General features: G+C 64.2%; 13 protein-coding genes and 1 pseudogene. 7 read left to right on the top strand and 7 right to left on the bottom strand.

Annotated features, from left to right (window positions below):
• The first annotated feature begins 161 nt into the window (after positions 1-161).
• The 4 genes from AC4ELS_RS17325 (at position 162) to AC4ELS_RS17340 (ending at position 3,984) form a co-directional block, all read left to right on the top strand.
• A complete protein-coding gene (locus tag AC4ELS_RS17325; protein WP_499048357.1) occupies positions 162-620 on the top strand; it encodes a DUF3237 domain-containing protein in 459 nt (152 codons plus the stop codon).
• Complete coding sequence (locus AC4ELS_RS17330; RefSeq protein ID WP_499048359.1) at positions 617-1,549, top strand: alpha/beta hydrolase; 933 nt, start codon at positions 617-619, stop codon at positions 1,547-1,549. Before AC4ELS_RS17325 ends, AC4ELS_RS17330 begins: the two co-directional genes overlap by 4 nt.
• 147 nt (positions 1,550-1,696) lie before the next feature.
• Positions 1,697-3,055 (top strand): lipase family protein, encoded by a 1,359-nt coding sequence (locus AC4ELS_RS17335; RefSeq protein ID WP_499048832.1) that lies wholly within the window; start codon positions 1,697-1,699, stop codon positions 3,053-3,055.
• 83 nt (positions 3,056-3,138) lie between these two features.
• Positions 3,139-3,984, top strand: coding sequence for an LLM class F420-dependent oxidoreductase (locus tag AC4ELS_RS17340; RefSeq protein WP_499048362.1), 846 nt, complete (start codon positions 3,139-3,141; stop codon positions 3,982-3,984).
• 195 nt (positions 3,985-4,179) lie between these two features.
• On the opposite strand, the gene AC4ELS_RS17345 is transcribed toward AC4ELS_RS17340, so the two are convergent.
• The gene (locus AC4ELS_RS17345) at positions 4,180-4,911 is read right to left on the bottom strand and encodes a helix-turn-helix domain-containing protein (protein WP_499048365.1); all 732 of its coding nucleotides are present in this window, start codon (positions 4,909-4,911) and stop codon (positions 4,180-4,182) included.
• A gap of 69 nt (positions 4,912-4,980) precedes the next feature.
• Between AC4ELS_RS17345 and AC4ELS_RS17350 the strand changes: the two genes are divergently transcribed.
• From AC4ELS_RS17350 to AC4ELS_RS17360, 3 genes are all read left to right on the top strand, one after another.
• Positions 4,981-6,867, top strand: a complete 1,887-nt coding sequence (locus AC4ELS_RS17350; RefSeq protein WP_499048368.1) for a S9 family peptidase — start codon at positions 4,981-4,983, stop codon at positions 6,865-6,867.
• The gene (locus AC4ELS_RS17355) at positions 6,864-7,550 is read left to right on the top strand and encodes a DUF3159 domain-containing protein (RefSeq protein ID WP_499048371.1); all 687 of its coding nucleotides are present in this window, start codon (positions 6,864-6,866) and stop codon (positions 7,548-7,550) included. Before AC4ELS_RS17350 ends, AC4ELS_RS17355 begins: the two co-directional genes overlap by 4 nt.
• A gap of 268 nt (positions 7,551-7,818) precedes the next feature.
• Positions 7,819-8,505, top strand: coding sequence for a class I SAM-dependent methyltransferase (locus tag AC4ELS_RS17360; RefSeq protein ID WP_499048375.1), 687 nt, complete (start codon positions 7,819-7,821; stop codon positions 8,503-8,505).
• Between the two features lie 853 nt (positions 8,506-9,358).
• Here AC4ELS_RS17360 and AC4ELS_RS17365 read toward each other — a convergent pair.
• The 6 genes and pseudogenes from AC4ELS_RS17365 to AC4ELS_RS17390 form a co-directional block, all read right to left on the bottom strand.
• Positions 9,359-10,427: pseudogene (locus AC4ELS_RS17365) on the bottom strand (IS110 family RNA-guided transposase).
• A gap of 116 nt (positions 10,428-10,543) precedes the next feature.
• Entirely contained in the window at positions 10,544-11,176 is a 633-nt protein-coding gene (locus tag AC4ELS_RS17370; protein WP_448444931.1) for a TetR/AcrR family transcriptional regulator, read from the bottom strand.
• A gap of 189 nt (positions 11,177-11,365) precedes the next feature.
• Positions 11,366-13,075 carry an MCE family protein gene (locus tag AC4ELS_RS17375; RefSeq protein WP_499048378.1) on the bottom strand — a complete coding sequence of 570 codons (1,710 nt, stop codon included), beginning with the start codon at positions 13,073-13,075 and terminating at the stop codon, positions 11,366-11,368.
• The gene (locus AC4ELS_RS17380; RefSeq protein ID WP_448444927.1) at positions 13,075-14,259 is read right to left on the bottom strand and encodes an MCE family protein; all 1,185 of its coding nucleotides are present in this window, start codon (positions 14,257-14,259) and stop codon (positions 13,075-13,077) included. Before AC4ELS_RS17380 ends, AC4ELS_RS17375 begins: the two co-directional genes overlap by 1 nt.
• Positions 14,256-15,662 carry an MCE family protein gene (locus AC4ELS_RS17385; protein WP_499048381.1) on the bottom strand — a complete coding sequence of 469 codons (1,407 nt, stop codon included), beginning with the start codon at positions 15,660-15,662 and terminating at the stop codon, positions 14,256-14,258. Before AC4ELS_RS17385 ends, AC4ELS_RS17380 begins: the two co-directional genes overlap by 4 nt.
• Positions 15,659-16,696: an MCE family protein gene (locus tag AC4ELS_RS17390; RefSeq protein ID WP_409545167.1), complete on the bottom strand. Its 1,038-nt coding sequence runs from the start codon at positions 16,694-16,696 to the stop codon at positions 15,659-15,661. The genes AC4ELS_RS17385 and AC4ELS_RS17390 overlap by 4 nt, the downstream gene beginning before the upstream one ends.
• Between the last annotated feature and the right edge of the window lie 10 nt (positions 16,697-16,706).

Here is a 16,706-nt window from a genome sequence, read left to right on the forward strand (position 1 = left end):
ACAGTCGGTGTTAGTCAACACAGTGTCCATTCCTAAAAACCTGCCACACTCAGCAACGTCAAGTTGAAACTCGACGATGTGTTGACTATCACCAACTCATAGTGCACTCTCGGGTCCACCGCGGCGCTGAAAGCAGCCCGCTCGAAAATGGAGGTCCAACAGTGAAATTGGAGCCGGAGTTCAGCTACACCGCAGAGCTCGCCGAACCCCAGATCGTCGGCCCGGGCCCGTACGGATTGCGTCAGGTCCTGGCCGTGACCGGAGGCAAGGTCACCGGAAAACGGTTCAGCGGCACCGCCGCCCCCGGTGGCGGGGACTGGCTACTGGCCGGCGAGGACGGCTACGGCCGACTCGACGTGCGCGCCCAGTTCTACACCGACGACGGTGCGGTCATCTACATGAGCTACCAAGGCCTCGTCGAGGTCAACGAAGCAGCCGCAGGCGCCCTCGGCGGCGCCGACACTGGCACCGACTTCGGCGACCACTACTTCGTCACCACCCCACGCCTGGAATCCGGAGACCCCAAATACGCCTGGGTCAACCAAAGCATCTTCGTCGGACAAGGACGCATCCAACCCGGCCCCATCGTCGAATTCCAAGTCTTCCGAGTCGTGGCATGAGTGCACTGCACGCGCAGGTCCAGCAGCTGTTGCAGTCCCTGTCCGGACGTCCCGCCCCGCAGCCGTGGGAGATGCCGATCGCGGCCTACCGGGAGGCCGGAGAGAAGTTGATCACGTTGGCGGGTGACGTTGACAATCGTTGCACAGTAGATGATTTCACGATTCCGGTCCGCGAGGGTGTGGTCACAGCGCGGTGTTACCGCCCGCCCGTAGCCGCACCGGCACTGCCGGCTGTTGTCTATCTTCATGGCGGTGCATTCGTACGCGGAAGCCTCGACACCCACGAGCGCCTATGCCGGAAACTCTGCGTGCGGGGCGAACTCATCGTGATATCCGTGGCCTACCGCCTGGCACCTGAAGACCAGTTTCCCCGTGCTCATGATGACGCCGCCGATGCCTATGCCTGGGTGAGTGAGCATGCCGAAGAACTAGGCATCGACCCCGAAGCCCTTGCGGTCGCCGGCGATTCCTCCGGGGGTGCACTAGCGGCCAGCATTGCACTTGCCTCGCGAGAACAAGGTCCTCCGGTCAAGGCCCAAGGTCTGCTGTGCCCTGCGCTCGATGCCACCATGGGCAGTGGCTCGGTCGAACGGTACAAGGACGGACCCTTCCTCACCCGGGCCGCGCTTGAATGGGCATACGACATGTACATGCCCGAGATCGACGACCGTCATTCGAGCCTCGCCTCACCGCTGCTGACGCGGCATCTCGACGGCGCCCCACCTGCAGTGATCGTCAGTGCTCAGATCGATCCCGTTGCCGACGACGCACACCGCTACGGTGCCAGGCTCGCCGCGGCGGGAGTCAAGGTGCAGACCCATGAGTACAAGGGTATGCCGCACAGCTTCCCCTTACTGGCAGGCGTACTCGACGACGGCGATCACGCCATCACCGTGTTCGCGAGGGAACTCGCAGCGTTCCTCAGCTAGCTTTCTACCCCGGCCCATCGGGCCGTTCACCCCTGGTTAAAACACGCACCAGCACAAGTCATTACCGCGTTGTGCTGTGCCGACCTGCGCTCGCTCCAGGCGGCGCCACTTCCGCCGTCAACCAGTCCAAACCAAAGGAAACCAACGATGATTCCCTTTTCGGGTGACCAATCTGCACATGTCCCGAAATGCCGCGCGCGAAGCTGGGTCAGATCGTTGATCATCGCCCTGTGTGTCGCTGCGTCAGTGCCATTTTCGGTGAATACGCCGGTTGCCCGAGCTGACGAATCACAGTACTGGGCCTTCTACACGCCGCCGGATCCCCTGCCCGCGGGCACACCGGGTGATCTCATCCGAACCGAGCCTTCCAGGCTGGTTCTGGAGCCTTCCGGACAACTGGGCTCCTTCGTGGGGACCGGGACCCGAATCATGTATCGCAGCACCGATGCTCAGGGGCATCCCGTGGCAGTCACGGGCACCTATATCGAGCCTGATGTCGCATGGCCCGGCAGCGGGCCCCGCCCGTTGCTTGCCTACGCCACGGCCCCGTACGGAATGGGAGAGCAGTGCGCTCCGTCGCGCCTGTTCAACCAAGGCATCCATGCCTCGTTGGACACAGGCTTCGACCTGATGTTCAACCTCGAGGAGGGATTCATCGCGACCCTGCTGGCGCGTGGCTTCGCGATAGTGGTCACCGATGGTGTCGGATTGGGGGTGCACGGTCAGATGGCGCCCCAGTTCCTGAACCGCGTCGCAGGCGGGACCGCACTGAACGATGCTGCGCGGGCGGCGATGAAGCTGCCCGGTACCACGTTGGATCCGCGCGGGCCCGTTGCCTTCTGGGGCTGGCTGGCGGGCGGCGGCCATGCCGCTTTGGCGGCGGCCGAACTGGCCGGTGTGTACGCACCCGAACTCAACGTGGTTGGCACCTATGCCAACGGCGCCACAACCGATCTGCCCAGCATGTTGCCGCCTCTTGACGGAAACCAGCTCGCCGGATCCCTTGGGTGGGTGCTACGAGGGATTCAAGAAGCGTATCCCGATATGACCCAACCGATTGCGGATTCCCTCACCCCGCGCGGTGTGGAGATGCTGGCCAACACCAGCAGACAGTGCATGATCCAAACCGGCATCAACTATGCGTTCCGCCATCTGCAGCCATGGTTCAAGAAAGACCTCTATCAATCGGTACGCGAGGAACCACTGAGCTCCATCCTGGCGATGCAGCGAATTGGAAACGTGAAACCAACTGGACCGGTGTATCTTTCGCATAACCGGTGGGATTCTTTCGCGCCATACGAGTCGGTGGTGGCAACCGCGAGAGATTGGTGTGCGCTCGGAGCCGACGTCACATTGTGGACCAACGAGCAACCACCTTTCCTCAACAAGACGGATACCAACTCACTCCTGACCGCCTTCGTCGACGGCGAGCGGAGCATCGCCTGGATCGCCGACCGCTTCAACGGCGTGCCAACCTCACCCACCTGCAGTCAGCTGTCGGAGTGAACACCGATGCCAGTCGATCTCAAAGTTGCAGTCCTGCAGTACATATCGGAATATTCATGGGTTCACGACTGGTTGACTGACTCATGACTAGCTTAAATCTGGACACCTTCGGCGTATTCGGCCTTTTCCAGCAGTGGAAACAAATGACCGCCGCGCAACTGAGGGATATCGAGGCGCTCGGCTACGGCGCGATCTGGGCAGGCGGCTCGCCGCCGGCCGAACTCGACTGGGTTGAGTCAATCCTTGAGCCGACCAAGACGCTGAAGGTGGCAACGGGCATCGTCAACATCTGGTCGGCGGCCGCCGGCAAGGTCGCCGAGTCGTTTCACCGTATCGATACGGCACACCCCGGACGATTCCTGCTCGGGATCGGGGCCGGACATCCCGAGCTGATCGCCGAGTACAAGAAACCCTACGACGCGCTCGCCGAGTACCTCACCAAACTCGATGAATACGGCGTGCCCAAGGACCAGCGCGTCGTCGCCGCGCTCGGCCCCCAGGTCCTGAAGCTGGCCGCGCGCCGCAGCGCGGGAGCCCATCCCTACCTGACCACCCCGCAACACACCGCTCAGGCGCGCGCCTTGGTCGGGCCGGATGCTTTCATCGCCCCGGAACACAAGGTGGTGCTGAACACAGACGCGGCTGAGGCAAGGGCCGTCGGACGCGAAGCTCTCGCCATCTACCTCAAAGGCACCAACTATGTGAACAACTGGAAGCGATTGGGGTTCAACGACTCCGACGTTTCCTCCCCCGGCAGCGATGCCCTGATCGACGCCCTCGTCGCGTATGGCAGTACCGATGCCATCGCAGCCAGACTGAAAGAGCATCTCGTTGCCGGCGCGACCCACGTGTCCGTGCAAGTCCTGACCGGACCCGACAACCTGATTCCCTCTCTTACCGCATTGGCCGGACCGCTCGGCCTCATCTGATCCACAGTGCGCGGATCACCGATTGATCGAGCTGACCCTTCGCCGGGCTCGGCGATCAGCGAAACGCGTCGAGCCGCTCGCCGGCCCACTGCCGGAACGTGCGTCCGGGCCTTCCGGTGATGCGCTCGACGATTACTTCGCGCGGCACCCCCACAACAATGAGCCGCCGAGTACCGGCTCGCGCCGCTGCCAAACCTAGGTGGCGAGCCGCCGCACGATCTGACCGGCCCGGCGCAGCACGTCCATCTGCGCCGGGTTGTAGAGATCGGCCATCGCGTCATCGATGGTCTTTTCGGCGAAGTTCGCACCGCGCGGCGCGTCGGCGCGGGCCTCGGCGAGCCCGGGATGAGCCTGCCGGACGGACCAGATGTAGGGCGCCAGCCGCTCGGCGAGATCCTGGCGGGTCGCCTCATCGGCGTCGGCGGACAGCGTGTCCAGCTCCGATGCGGCCGGATCCTCGCGGGTGTCCCTGATCAGGTCGGCATAAACCTGTCGGCCGCGCGGGCCCAGCACCCGGCTCAGGACCACCACCAGTTTGCGATCCGCGTCGGTCATCTTGGCGACGGCGTCCACGGGCGCGAACTCGGGCGGCAAATCCGTCGGCGCGGAGCTCTCCAGCAGCTCGCCGAGCTCGTCGCGGGCCCGTTGCAACCGGTCGATGGTCGCCGCCAGCTCGGCGTCCAGTTCCCGCAACGCCTGTTCGGGATGCTCGTCGGTGTCACCCATCGCCGCGATCTGCGGGAGAGAGAACCCCAAGTCGACGAGCCGTTTGATGCGGACCAACCGGACCAGGTGCGCCACGCCGTACCGCTTGTACCCGTTTGACCGGCGTTCGGGCTCCGGGAGCAGACCGACCTGGTGGTAATGGCGGACGGCGCGCAAGCTGGTGCCGGCCAGTTCGGCGATCTCCCGAGTACTCCACGCCACCTGTCCATCATGCCCAGGCCCATGCCCGGGACTTGACTGTGCCGTTACGTCCGAGTGTGCGATGGAGGGATGCCAACACCTGAGTTGCTCTCCGTCGACGATCTGTTCGCGCCGCCCGCCCGCGCGCAGGCATCGATCTCACCCGACGGCACCCGTATCGCCTACCTCGCGCCATGGCGGGACCGCCTCAACATCTGGATCCAGGACGTGGACAACCTCGACGGCGAGCCGCAGCGCATTACCGCCGACTGCACCCGCAGCATCATTCATTACGAGTGGACCAGGGACTCCCGCTGGCTGCTCTACCTGCAGGACACCGGCGGCGACGAGAACTGGCATGTCTTCCGGGCCGACCCGCGGGACCCCGAGGCCGGTGCGGTCGATCTGACCCCGTTCCCGGGAGCGATGGCCGGCCACGAACTGCTCGGCGATCCGGCCAAGGCGATGGTGTACTCCAACAAGCGCACACCGACCCTGATGGACGCCTACGAGCTGAACATCGCCACCAGTGAACTCACCATGGTGGCGGAGAACCCCGGCACGGGAGCAGGCTGGCTGGCCAGCAGCAACGGCGACTTGTTTTCCACCGCACTGACCGCCGACGGTGACGTGGAGCTATTGCAGTGGGAGCCGCGGACCGAGACGCTGCGCTCCATCGTCACCTTCGACGGCCGTGACTACACGATGGGGCTGTACCCGATCACCGTCACCCCGGACGGTACCGGCATCTGGATAGGCTCCAACGACGGCACCGACCGGACCCGTATCGTGCGCGTCGACGTCATCACCGGCGAGCAGACCCACGTCGACAGCCATCCGGTCTACGACGTGGACACCCGGGCCAGCGTGTTCACCACGCTGGCCGAGCCACTGATTCTGGACCGGCGCACCGGCGATCTGCTCGGGGTGCGGTATATGTTGGAGCGCCAGGTGATTCAGCCGCTGGATCCGCACTTCGCGGCCGTGCTGGCGAACCTGGAGAAACTGTCCGATGGCGACGTGAACGCCCTGAGCTCCGACCTGACCGGCCGACGCTGGGTGGTCAGCTTCACCCATGACCGCGAAGCCGGGATGACGTACCTCTACGACCACGACACCGGGGACAGCCGGCTGCTGTTCGGGTCTCATCCGCAGCTGGATCCCGAGGCCCTGGCGGCGATGGAGCCGGTCACCATCCGCTCGCGCGACGGGCTTGATCTGCACGGGTATCTGACCCTGCCGGTCGGGGTGCCGCCGAAGGATCTGCCGATGGTGCTACTGGTGCACGGCGGGCCCTGGACGCGGGACGGCTGGATGTTCACCCCGCCGGTGCAGCTGCTGGCCAACCGCGGATATGCGGTGCTGCAGGTCAACTTCCGCGGATCGGCGGGCTTCGGCAAGGCCTTCACCAAGGCCGCCGTCGGTGAGTTCGCCGGCAAGATGCACGACGATCTGATCGACAGTGTGGACTGGGCCGTCGAGCAGGGGTATGCGGATCCGAAGCGGATCGCCATCTTCGGCGGCTCTTACGGTGGATACGCGACGCTGGTGGGCGTCACCTTCACACCCGATGTGTTCTCCGCCGCAGTCGATTACGTCGGCATCTCCGATCTGAGCAACTTCATGCGGACGCTACCCGAGATCGCGCGTCCGCATCTGGCCAACAACTGGCACCTGTTCGTCGGCAACCCCGACGACCCGGACCAGTTGGCCGACATGCTGTCGCGTTCACCGATCACGAAGGTCGACCAGATCCGCACACCGCTGCTGGTTATCCAGGGCGCCAACGATGTTCGCGTGGTCCAGGCCGAATCCGACAACCTGGTCGAGGCGTTGCGCGCCCGCGGAGTCAAGGTGGAGTACATGATCAAACACGACGAGGGGCACGGATTCGTCAACCCGGACAACGTGATTGACATGTACAAGACCGTCGATCGCTTCCTCGCCGAGCACATCGGTGAGGGAAGGAAATCGTGACCAACGGACCGGGGCAAGGACATTCACCAACGTTGCTCGAGCGGGTGGGCGGGGTGTCCGGGCTGGTGTACGCCAGCCTGCCCACGTTTGCCTACGTCATCGCGAACGCGATAGGGGGCCTGAGCGCAGCGGTCGTGATATCGGTCGGCGTCGGCGTCGGTCTGATCGCGTTCCGGCTGTTGCGCAAGCAGCCTCTTCAGCCGGCGGTATCCGGACTGCTCGGGGTCGTCGTCGCCGCGCTGATCGCCTACTACACCGGGTCCGCCGAAGACTACTTCCTGCCGGGAATCTGGCTCAGTCTGGCGATGGCGGCCGTGTTCGCCGTATCCCTCGTGGTGCGGCGCCCCTTGGTCGGAGTGATATGGAACCTGCTGCGCAGCGCCGGGCCCGATCGGTCATGGCGCGCCGACACCGTCGCATTGCACGCGTTCGACATCGCCACGCTGGCATTCGTGGCCTTGTTCTCGGCGCGATTCGTTGTGCAGCAATGGCTTTACGACGGTGGATTCACCGGCTGGCTGGCGCTTGCCCGGATCGCCATGGGCTACCCACTGCTCGGCGCAGTGTCCGTGGTGGTGTACTGGGCGGTCCGCCGCGCGAACCGGCAGATCGGCTCAGACATCGACCGGCACAGCACCGGGACCGGTGCGAGCGACTCGCCGGAACCCGCCGCGTGCCCCTGATGCGGTGATGGGGCGGTTCCTGGTCAGTCGTGAGTCGTTGATTCTGGCGCAGTAGATTCCGATGCCGCCCAGGATTTGAACGGTGGTTTGGTCCAGACGTTCGGGCGAGGTTGTCGTTGCATGATCGGACCAAGACGTGCATGTCGACGTTGCGTTAACGCATCGAGGTGTGGTGCCGCGGCGCAGTAAGTTCGGCGTGCCGACGTACATATTGCCCAGATGGCAAGTTCACTTGCCACCCCAGACCGCAGGCGGCCACCATCGTGGCGTGACCACACCACCGAACCCATTTGACGATCCCGCCCACGTCGCCATGTACGCCAAGCGCGCCGGGCAGATGGTGCCCGCCCTGGCCGACATTCACCGCCTGGTCGGCGTCCTCATCGAGGAACGCGCTCCGTCTGACGCGAGGCTGCTGGTGCTGGGGGCCGGCGGAGGACTGGAGACGAAGGCGCTCGCGGAGACTCACCCAGGGTGGACCTTCGATGCGGTCGATCCGTCGGCTGCGATGCTGGATCTCGCGGTACAGACCCTCGGATCAGACGCGTCGCGGGTGACGATGCACAACGGATACATCGACGACGCACCGCTTGGCCTCTTCGACGCCGCAACCAGTCTGCTGACACTGCACTTCCTTGCACCCGACGAACGACTGCGTACAGCGACCGAGGTACGACGCCGGCTGACGCCCGGGGCCCCGTTCGTCGTGATGCATCTCAGCATTGCGCACCGCGATGAGGCTGAACGACAGACCTGGATAGACCGGCATGTGGCATACCTCGTCGCAACGGGCATCGCTCCCGCGGATGCGCAGAAGGCTCGTGTTGCAATCGAATCCGGCGTCCCCGTCGTGCCACCAGAGGAAGACCGCACCATCCTCGAGGAGGCCGGCTTCACCAACGTCGCAGACTTCTTCCTGGCGTTCAACTTCCGGGGATGGGTCGGCTACGCGTAAGTCCACCCGGAGATCTAGCTAGCTTCGTCTAGCTTTCCGGCCGGCTGCCAGTGTGATCGACCGGGGTGCAAACCCGGCTTTCCGCGATGCGCATGGTTTCGCGAAGGTTGGCTGGGTCTCGCTCCACCAGCATCAACAACTCCTCAGCTAGACGCTGTTGCATTCGCCCACAGAACCCAAGATGGAATTGCCAGCAGAGAACTGACAACGACAACCGAGCTGTCGGGTGCCATTCTCGATGGCGGACGACGCCTCACCCACCTGCACCATTCCGGTCATTGCCACGGATTTGGCGGACAGGTTTTGCCATCCCGTTGGCGGATCCGAGAACGAGACGATGATGCAGACCCTCGACCGTTATTTCATGTCCCACGGGCTTTCGTCTGACAGTCCCGACGTATGACCTTCAGCTACTCGGCGGAGCCGGTGGTCGCGATGTAGCTGGCTTGGTCGAGGCTCACAGCGCGGAGGTCGATGGGGTCGGGCCGCCAACGTGAGGCGCCGCACCTGGGTCCGAGTACAGGGAAATGCTCGGCAGCTACAGCTGATATGTAGGCACTGTTTGTCAATAGGCAGGTGAGAGCCGCCCCGGTTTGGCGCCGGGGCGGCTCTCGTTTGATCGGGGTCAGTCGGTGTCGCGGCGGTCGTTGGTCAACGACGGTTGGTGTCAGACTGATATACGCGGGTTGGGTACCGCAAGACGATGGTTCGGCGCGAACGGTGGCTGCTCTCTAGGGACGGGCGTCGCAACAACATCCGGTGAATGTTGTTGTTGCTCATAGCTGTAACGCAGATCCAGTTCGCCTACCTCGCCGTCGGCCGGCTGGCCTCGATCAAGCTTGGTTGGCTGCGCTCAAGCCAGTGTGGCCAGTGACCAGCACCAGCCGGCCAGTTCACGGGCGATCGCCACGTTGGCCCCCACGTGGGGTTTCTTGCGTTCGTTGAACCGGCACCACTGCTGGTGCAGACGTCGGTTTCCGGCATGGCCACGGTCCTTGAGGGCGGGGGCGACCCGCATCACGGGTCCGGGATTGCGGTAGGCCGTCCGATGATGCCAGGCAGACTCGATCAATAGTCGCCGTACGTGAGCGTTTCCGGCCTTGGTGATCGAACCTTGCACCCGAGAGGCGCCCGAGGAGTACTCGGTAGGGACCAGGCCGACATAAGCACTGATCGAGGCGCCAGTGAAGCGCGTCCAATCACCGATCTCCACAGTCAGCGCTGATCCGGTGAGCGCCGAGATGCCACGTAGACACCCGAGCCGGTCGACCGGATCAGCCCAGCGTGGTGACGCCGCGATGGCGATGATCTGCTCATCGAGACGATCGCGGGCCGCCGTGGTGGTGAGCACCGCGTCGAAGTGGTGATCGAAGGCTGCGCGGGTGTGGGAATCGTCGAACCGTTGCCGACGCAGCCAGGTTTCGTGGACTCCGGTCCAGGCTTGGCCACCCGAGTACGTGCGGCCTTGGCGCAGCAGCAGTTTGGACAACCGATGCCGAACTCGCATCAGATCGGCGCGGGCGTCTTCGCGGGCTCGCACCAGATCGCGTACCGCCTCGACTTCTGCTTCGGGAACCGTGACCGCAGTGATTTCGCCCAGCCGCAGCAGTCGGGTCAGATGTGCAGCGTCACGGGCGTCGGTCTTGACCCGATCCCCAGTTGGGCGGATCAATTTCGACGGTGCCGCGACCACACAGTCGATCTCGGCGGCGGCCAACGCCCGCGCGAGTCCGAACCCCGTGGGCCCGGGCCCCATATGCCACCCGCACCGGGTCACGCAGCCGATGCAACCAATCGAGAATCTGGCCATGATCGGGACACAACCGTGCCCGTTCGACTCGACCTGTTTCCTCATCGACGGCATGCGCAACCACCGAAAGCGCGTGCACGTCCAACCCGACACTCGTACCGTTGAAACTCACCGGAGGCCTCCTGATCTGCAACTGTGGCTCTACCAGTGCGAGTGTTCACTCGACACCGGCAACCCACGTCCGATTGCAGCCCGAGGCCTTCGGCCTCGAGTCAGCCTCCATACCGTCTAGGGGAGGTTGCGGTAGAGGTGGTCGGTCATGAGTTGTGCCATGGCATGGCGTTGCGGTTGGGTCGGTAGTGGGACGTCGGTCACCATTTGCCCGACCATCAGTCCGACGGGTGCGGCCCAGAGCAGGTCGGCGATGGCGGCGGCATGGGGTGAGCGTGCGCCGATGAGTTGCGCGATCCGTTCGAGGCCTGGTTGGAGATTGGCGAGTTGTTCGATCGCCAGTGTGGATCGCAACGATCGGGTGGCGATAAGTATCTCCATGGCGGTCATGCTGGCCGGGTTGAGGAAGGTTTCCCACGCGGCGTCGGCGAGTGCTGCCATCCGTTTGTCGGTCTCGGTGATTCCTTCGACTTTGTCGGCGAGATCGTTGATGGAAGTGACGAGTGTGGCGATGGCATGTTCGATGACCGCGGTGAGTAGGCCGTCTCGGTCTCCGAAGTGATACTGGACGACCCCGGTGCTGACGCCGGCGCGTTCGATGATGTGTCGGGTGCTGGCTGCGGCGAATCCTTCTTCGCGGATGCAGCGAATGGTCTCCTCGATGACCAGTTCTCGGGTGCGGTCGGCACGTTCTTGGCTGCGGTGGCGCGACTGTCGTGGTGTTGTGCGGCTCGTGGGATCAGTGGTCATCTGCGTGATCCCCGTGTGCCCACCCCTTGGACGTAACAGGTCCGGTGCGCGGGGGTGCGCTTTCCGGGTGGGGCAGGTTGCTGCGCTGTGGTCGTGGCCGAACCGCAGTAGGTGTGATGTCCAGAAACCGCACGTAACGATCCTATGCGGGTACTGCGAACAGATACGAATGCATGCATTCGGGGCGTCTCAGTGTTGTCGTGGGTCGAGCATGAGGTCGATCCAGGTTTCTGCTGGTCGAAGTGTGGTGTCGGCCGAGGCGAACACACCGATGTTGCCGTTGGGGTCTTGGAATAGTCCGTTGGTCGAGTCGTAGCTGGCGATCTGGGGCCCAGCAGATTGGCTGTTCGTGTGTCCGGCGGGTGCGAATGCTTGGGTGGGGGCCGTCCTGTCCGGCATAACCGGTGCGGTTGCTTGAGGCTCGGGAGGCTTCTGCCCGTAGGGCGGTACCTGCTGATCCGGTGGGGCGTTGTAGGGCAGCGGTGGTGGCGGCGGTCCGGGGGTGACCGGGGGCACCGGCAGCGGGTAGGGAGCGTATTCGGCGGGTCCCGGCCCGGGCGGCACGCCGGGCGGCAGTTGTGTGGCTGGGGGGCCGGGGTCGTAGTCAGCACCGGGCGGAATGTAGGGATACTTGTTGTACGGGAGGATGTTTCGAGGGTCAGTGAGGGGTGTGGCTTCGGGTACGGCGGGTCCGCGCCAGGCTTGGTTGCCAATCGGTCTGTAGCCTGCGGGGTCGCGGCATAGCGCGACGGTGGGCGCCCGTTTTCCGGGGACTTCTTGGCAGGGATAGTTGCGGGCGCCGCGCACGACTGATGATGAATTCTGCGGGACTTTGCAGTACATGTCGGTCGGCAGGTCGCGCAGGGTCTGATCGCCTGGGGATCGGATCTGTGGGGGTCGGATGAAGCCGACGTTGCACGGGGGCGGGTCGCCGAGTCCGAGCTTGAAGTCGACTTTCACGCCCTCGTCGGCGGGCAATTGTTGGGCGACGCTGATGAGAACAGCGGTCACCGCCGGTAGAACGACCAGGGTTTGTTCAATCGATTTGTGATAGATCACGCCGATACGGCCGAAGTTGGCGAGGTTGGCCGCCAACATCGGGAACGAGGGTCGGATTCCGTTGAAGGCCTGGGTCGCCGCATCAGCGGCAGCGGGTGCAGTGCGCAGCAGGGTCCGTAGTTGAGGGTCGGCGTTGCGCAGTTCGGTGGTGAAGCGGGAAAGTCCGTCGGCCAGTGAGGTGATGCTGTCACCGCTGCGGATCTGGGTGTCCAGGAAGGGGCCGAGTCGATCGATGAGCGCGGTGGTGTCCTCGCCGTGGGTGTTGAGTTGGTCGAGCAGGGCCTTGGTCGAGTTGATCAGCCGCGCCACTTCCGGACCAGAGCCGTCGAACGCGGTGGCGGTCTCGCGCAGCACGTCTTTGAGCTTGCTTTGGTCCAGGGAGTTGACGAGTCCTTGTGCTTCTCGTAGCAGGCCGGCGATGTCACCGCTGAGCGCGGTGTGGGACCGGTCGATCACTGACCCGTTGCCCAGTACAGGACTGTGGTTGCCGTGGAGTGCGGGTACGAGGTCGACGTATTGTTCGCCGATCGCCGAGACGCTTTTGGCGGTGGCCGTGACGTCGGCGGGGATGGCGATGCCGGAGTCCAGACGCATGTGCACGTCGACACTGAGATTGTCGGTGAGTGTCACCGCGGTGACCCGACCGACCGTCGAACCACGGTAGGTGACGTTGGCGTTGGGATAGAGTCCGCCGCTGGCGGCGAAGTTGGCGGTGACGGTGTAGCGCCCGATGCCCAACGCCTCCGGGATGCGCAGGTAGAAGATGGCCACGGCACCCATCGCTACGACGGTGACGACGGCGAAGACGGTCAGTTGCCATCGGATGAGGCGGGTGAGCATCAGCGCGGCCTGGTCGGCGTGGGGGCCGGTGCTGGAGGGATGGCGAAGGGGTCGGCCGCCTGCCCGGACAGGTTGGCTTGTTCGCCGATCAGGAAGTCGGGGGCGGTGACGATTTCGCTGAGATGGTTCATGTTCGGGTCCAGGGGCGAGGTGGTGAACACGTTCTCGCCGAAGCGCCGCTGAGTCAGATCCAAGGTGGCGATCGCGTTGAGGTAGTCCCCCCGAACGGCGTGTTTGATGCCGGATTGCGGGAATGGGTAGGTCGCAATGATGGGTAGGCCGTCGATGAGTTCTTGGGCGTGATCAGACAGCGGTTTGAGTACGGCGTAGGCGGCCGTGACATCGGCGGCAATGGCGGTCTTGGTTTGGGCCAGGATCTGTGCGGCGATCTCGCTGAACCGGTGCAGCGCGGCGAAGGTGTCGACGATTCGGCCGGCGTTGGCGTTGAGGGTCCGGGTCGCCGCGGGTAGCGCCGCCAGAGCTGTAGTGACGGTGGTGTCGTTGCGAGCGAACTTTGACGCGACTTGGTTGATGGACTCCATGGCAGTAACGATGTCGCTGCTTTGCCGGTCCACGGCGTTGGTGAGGTCGGCCAGTTGGGGAAGCAGGTTGGCGAATTGCCCGGTGTGTCCCGCCACGGCAGCGTAGATCTCATCGGTGATGTCTTGGAGGGCACCAAGGTTGCCCTTGTTGACGACTACACCCAGCGTGGAGAGCACCTCTTCGGTGCTTGGATAGCGGCCGGCCCGTTCCAGGGGGATTGATGCGCCGTCGCTGAGCTTCCCGTCGGGTGGTTCGGTCGATGGGGCGGCGAGTTGGACGTGTTGGGAGCCCAGTAGCGAGGTCTGTCCGAGGGTCACGGTCGCGTTGGCCGGAAGGTGTACGTCCGAGTTCAGCGATAGTTGCAGGGCGGCGTAGAACGTGCCGTCGGGGCGTTGCTTGACTTGCTGGCCCGAGACGCTGCCGACGGTGACGTCATCGACAAGGACCGGGGAGTTTTGCGGCAGCGTGGACACATCGGGCAGTTCGACGGTGACGGTGAATGATCCGGGCCCATGGCCCATGGTGCCTGGCATGTCCAGTGAGTTGAGCCCGCCGAACTGGCACCCGCTGACCACGGCGAGGGTCGACCCGAGCGCGGCGAGTCGGCGCAGCGGCCGGCACAGTGGGGTGCCGGTGTTCATTGGCCCGGACCCGACGCCGGGACAGGACCGGTGGGTGGCACGTTGGGCGGCGGTGGCGGCTCGCTGGACCCGGGGGCAGTCGCAGCGCCGTCGCCGGTAGGTGGTGGGGCGGCCGGCGGTTCGGGCGGCGAGGCTGGAGGCAGCAGCAGGCCTGCGAGATCAGTTGTCGGCGGGGTCGTTCCGGGCAGGGGCTGCCATTGCAGTTGTGATATCGGGGTTTGGGCCTTGGCCTCGGTGGCCGGCGTGTCGTAGACCATCTGGCCCTTGTAGGCGGTGATGGTGTTGATCGGATGAAACAACACGGGCGGGAAGTTCATCATCATCCTTCTGATGACCGGCGCCATGCGTTGGCGGCAGATCTCGGTGCGCTTGTAGTAGTCGGGGGTGGCTGCCGTGTCAAAGACCCCGGCGCAGAGGAATTGCACGGGGTTGGCGAAATTGGGCAGGGACAGGATTGCGCCGATCGAGCCCTGGGCGGGGTTGTAGATGTTGTAGAAGTTCGCCAAGCCGTTGGGTGCCACGTGTAGTACCTGTTCGATGTCTTCGCTGTGTTCGGTCAGTAGTGAGGTGAAGTCGTTCAGTTTGGTGACTTGGGCGCTGATAGTGGTGGTGTTGTCGTGCAGGAAAGTCTTGACTTGTGCGAGTGCGGAATTGAGGGCGTCCAGTGAGTTGGCGAGGTCGGTGGAGCTGTCGGCGAACACCTGCGACAGGGCGGCGACGTGGCCGGTGAATTGGACGATCTGCTCGTTGCTGCCGGACAGGGCGTCGACCAAGATGCGCAGGTTCTTGACTGTGCCGACGATGTCGAAGCGGGAGTCGCCGAGGCGCCCGGCGGTTTGGGACAGTTCGCGGATGGCGGCGCGGAATGATGGACCGTTGCCGTTGAATGTGTCGGCGGCCTGGTTGATCGCTTGGCTAAGAGGTCCTTGCAGGGTGCCGTCTTGTGGGCCCAGTTGGGCGGCCAGTTGGGTGAGTTGGTCTTTGACGTCGTCCCATTCGACCGGGACGGCGGTGTGTTCGGCGGGGATGGTGGTGTGGTCGGTGAGTTTTGGGCCGTCGGTGTAGACCGGTCCGAGCTCGATGGTGCGCGCCGAGAGCAAGTTCGGCGCCACAATGATCGCCGACGCGTCGGCGGGCACTGGCGCATCTCGGCGAACGGTGAAGGTGATCTTGGTGTGGTCGGGTCCTGGTTCGATGCGGGTGACTGATCCTACTGGGACGCCGAGGATTTCGACGTTGTCACCCGGGTAGAGGCCGACGGCCGAGGCAAAGTAGCCGGTGACTGTGAGTGGCGAGGGGCTCGGCCATCCGATCACTAATCCTCCGACTAGCACTCCGAGCAGGGCGACGATCAGGACGATGCGCGGGTAGCGGCGGCGTAGCGTTGCATTGAGGTGGATCATGGTGATTTCGGCCTGACGGTGGCGCGGTCGGTGATGAAGCCGCGCAGGAAGTCGGCCAGACTGTCGGGGAGTTTGCCGGGCTGAAAGTAGGAGTCGAGCAGGACCCCGCCCAGTGTGGGTGGTGGCACACCGAAGACGTTGGCTTGGAAACCGGGTCCGGATCCGACGACCTCGCCCAGTGCGGTGGAGTAGGCCGGCAGCCGCGTCAGGGCTGCCGAGATGTGTTCGCGGCGTTCGTTGAGGTTGTCCAGGACCAGGTTCAGCTTGCTCAAGGTCGGTCCGAGCTGCTTTTTGTTGTCATTGACGAATCCGGCTAGTTGGTTGGCGAGGTCTTTGATGCCTGAGATGAGTTGGTCGATGGCGTGGCGGCGATCAGCCAGTTCGGCGAACAGGATGTTGCCGTCGGTGATCAGCTGGTTGATCTGTCCCGAGCGGGCGGCCACGACCTCGGACAGTGATTTGGCGTGGCGGAGCAGTTGTTGCACCTTTTCGTCCCGGTTGTTGACGCTTCGTGAGAGGGCGGTGATGCCGTCGAGGGCTGCGCGCACCTGTGGGGTGGCGTCGCGCATGGCATCGGTCAACGTTTCTAGGGCTTCGACGAACCGGGGTTGGTCGAGTTCACCGACGTTGTGCCCTAGATCCTGCAGGGCGTTGTTAAGGGTGTAGGGGGTGGTGGTGCGGGCCAGCGGGATGGAGGTGACCGATCCGGCGCCGCGGGGGGTGACCTCGATGGAGCGTTGGCCGAGCACCGTGTCGGTCTTGATGGCGACCAGGGATTGATCACCCACGCGGATCTTGCGGTCGATGGTGAACCCGACTTTTGCGGCCTGGTTGGGGATGTCGAGTTCGACGGAGTCGACTTGGCCGACGGTGTAGCCGTAGATCTGCACCGAATTGCCCGAGGCGATGCCGCCGGCGTGGGCGAAGTAGGCGGTGTAGTGCTGGCCTCGGGGCCAGAACGGCAGCTTGGTGTAGCCGAACGACACCAGCACCAGACAGGTGATGACAGCGATGCCAAAAATTCCGGTGCGCAAGGGATCTCGA

This window comes from Mycobacterium shunyiense (assembly GCF_058270035.1).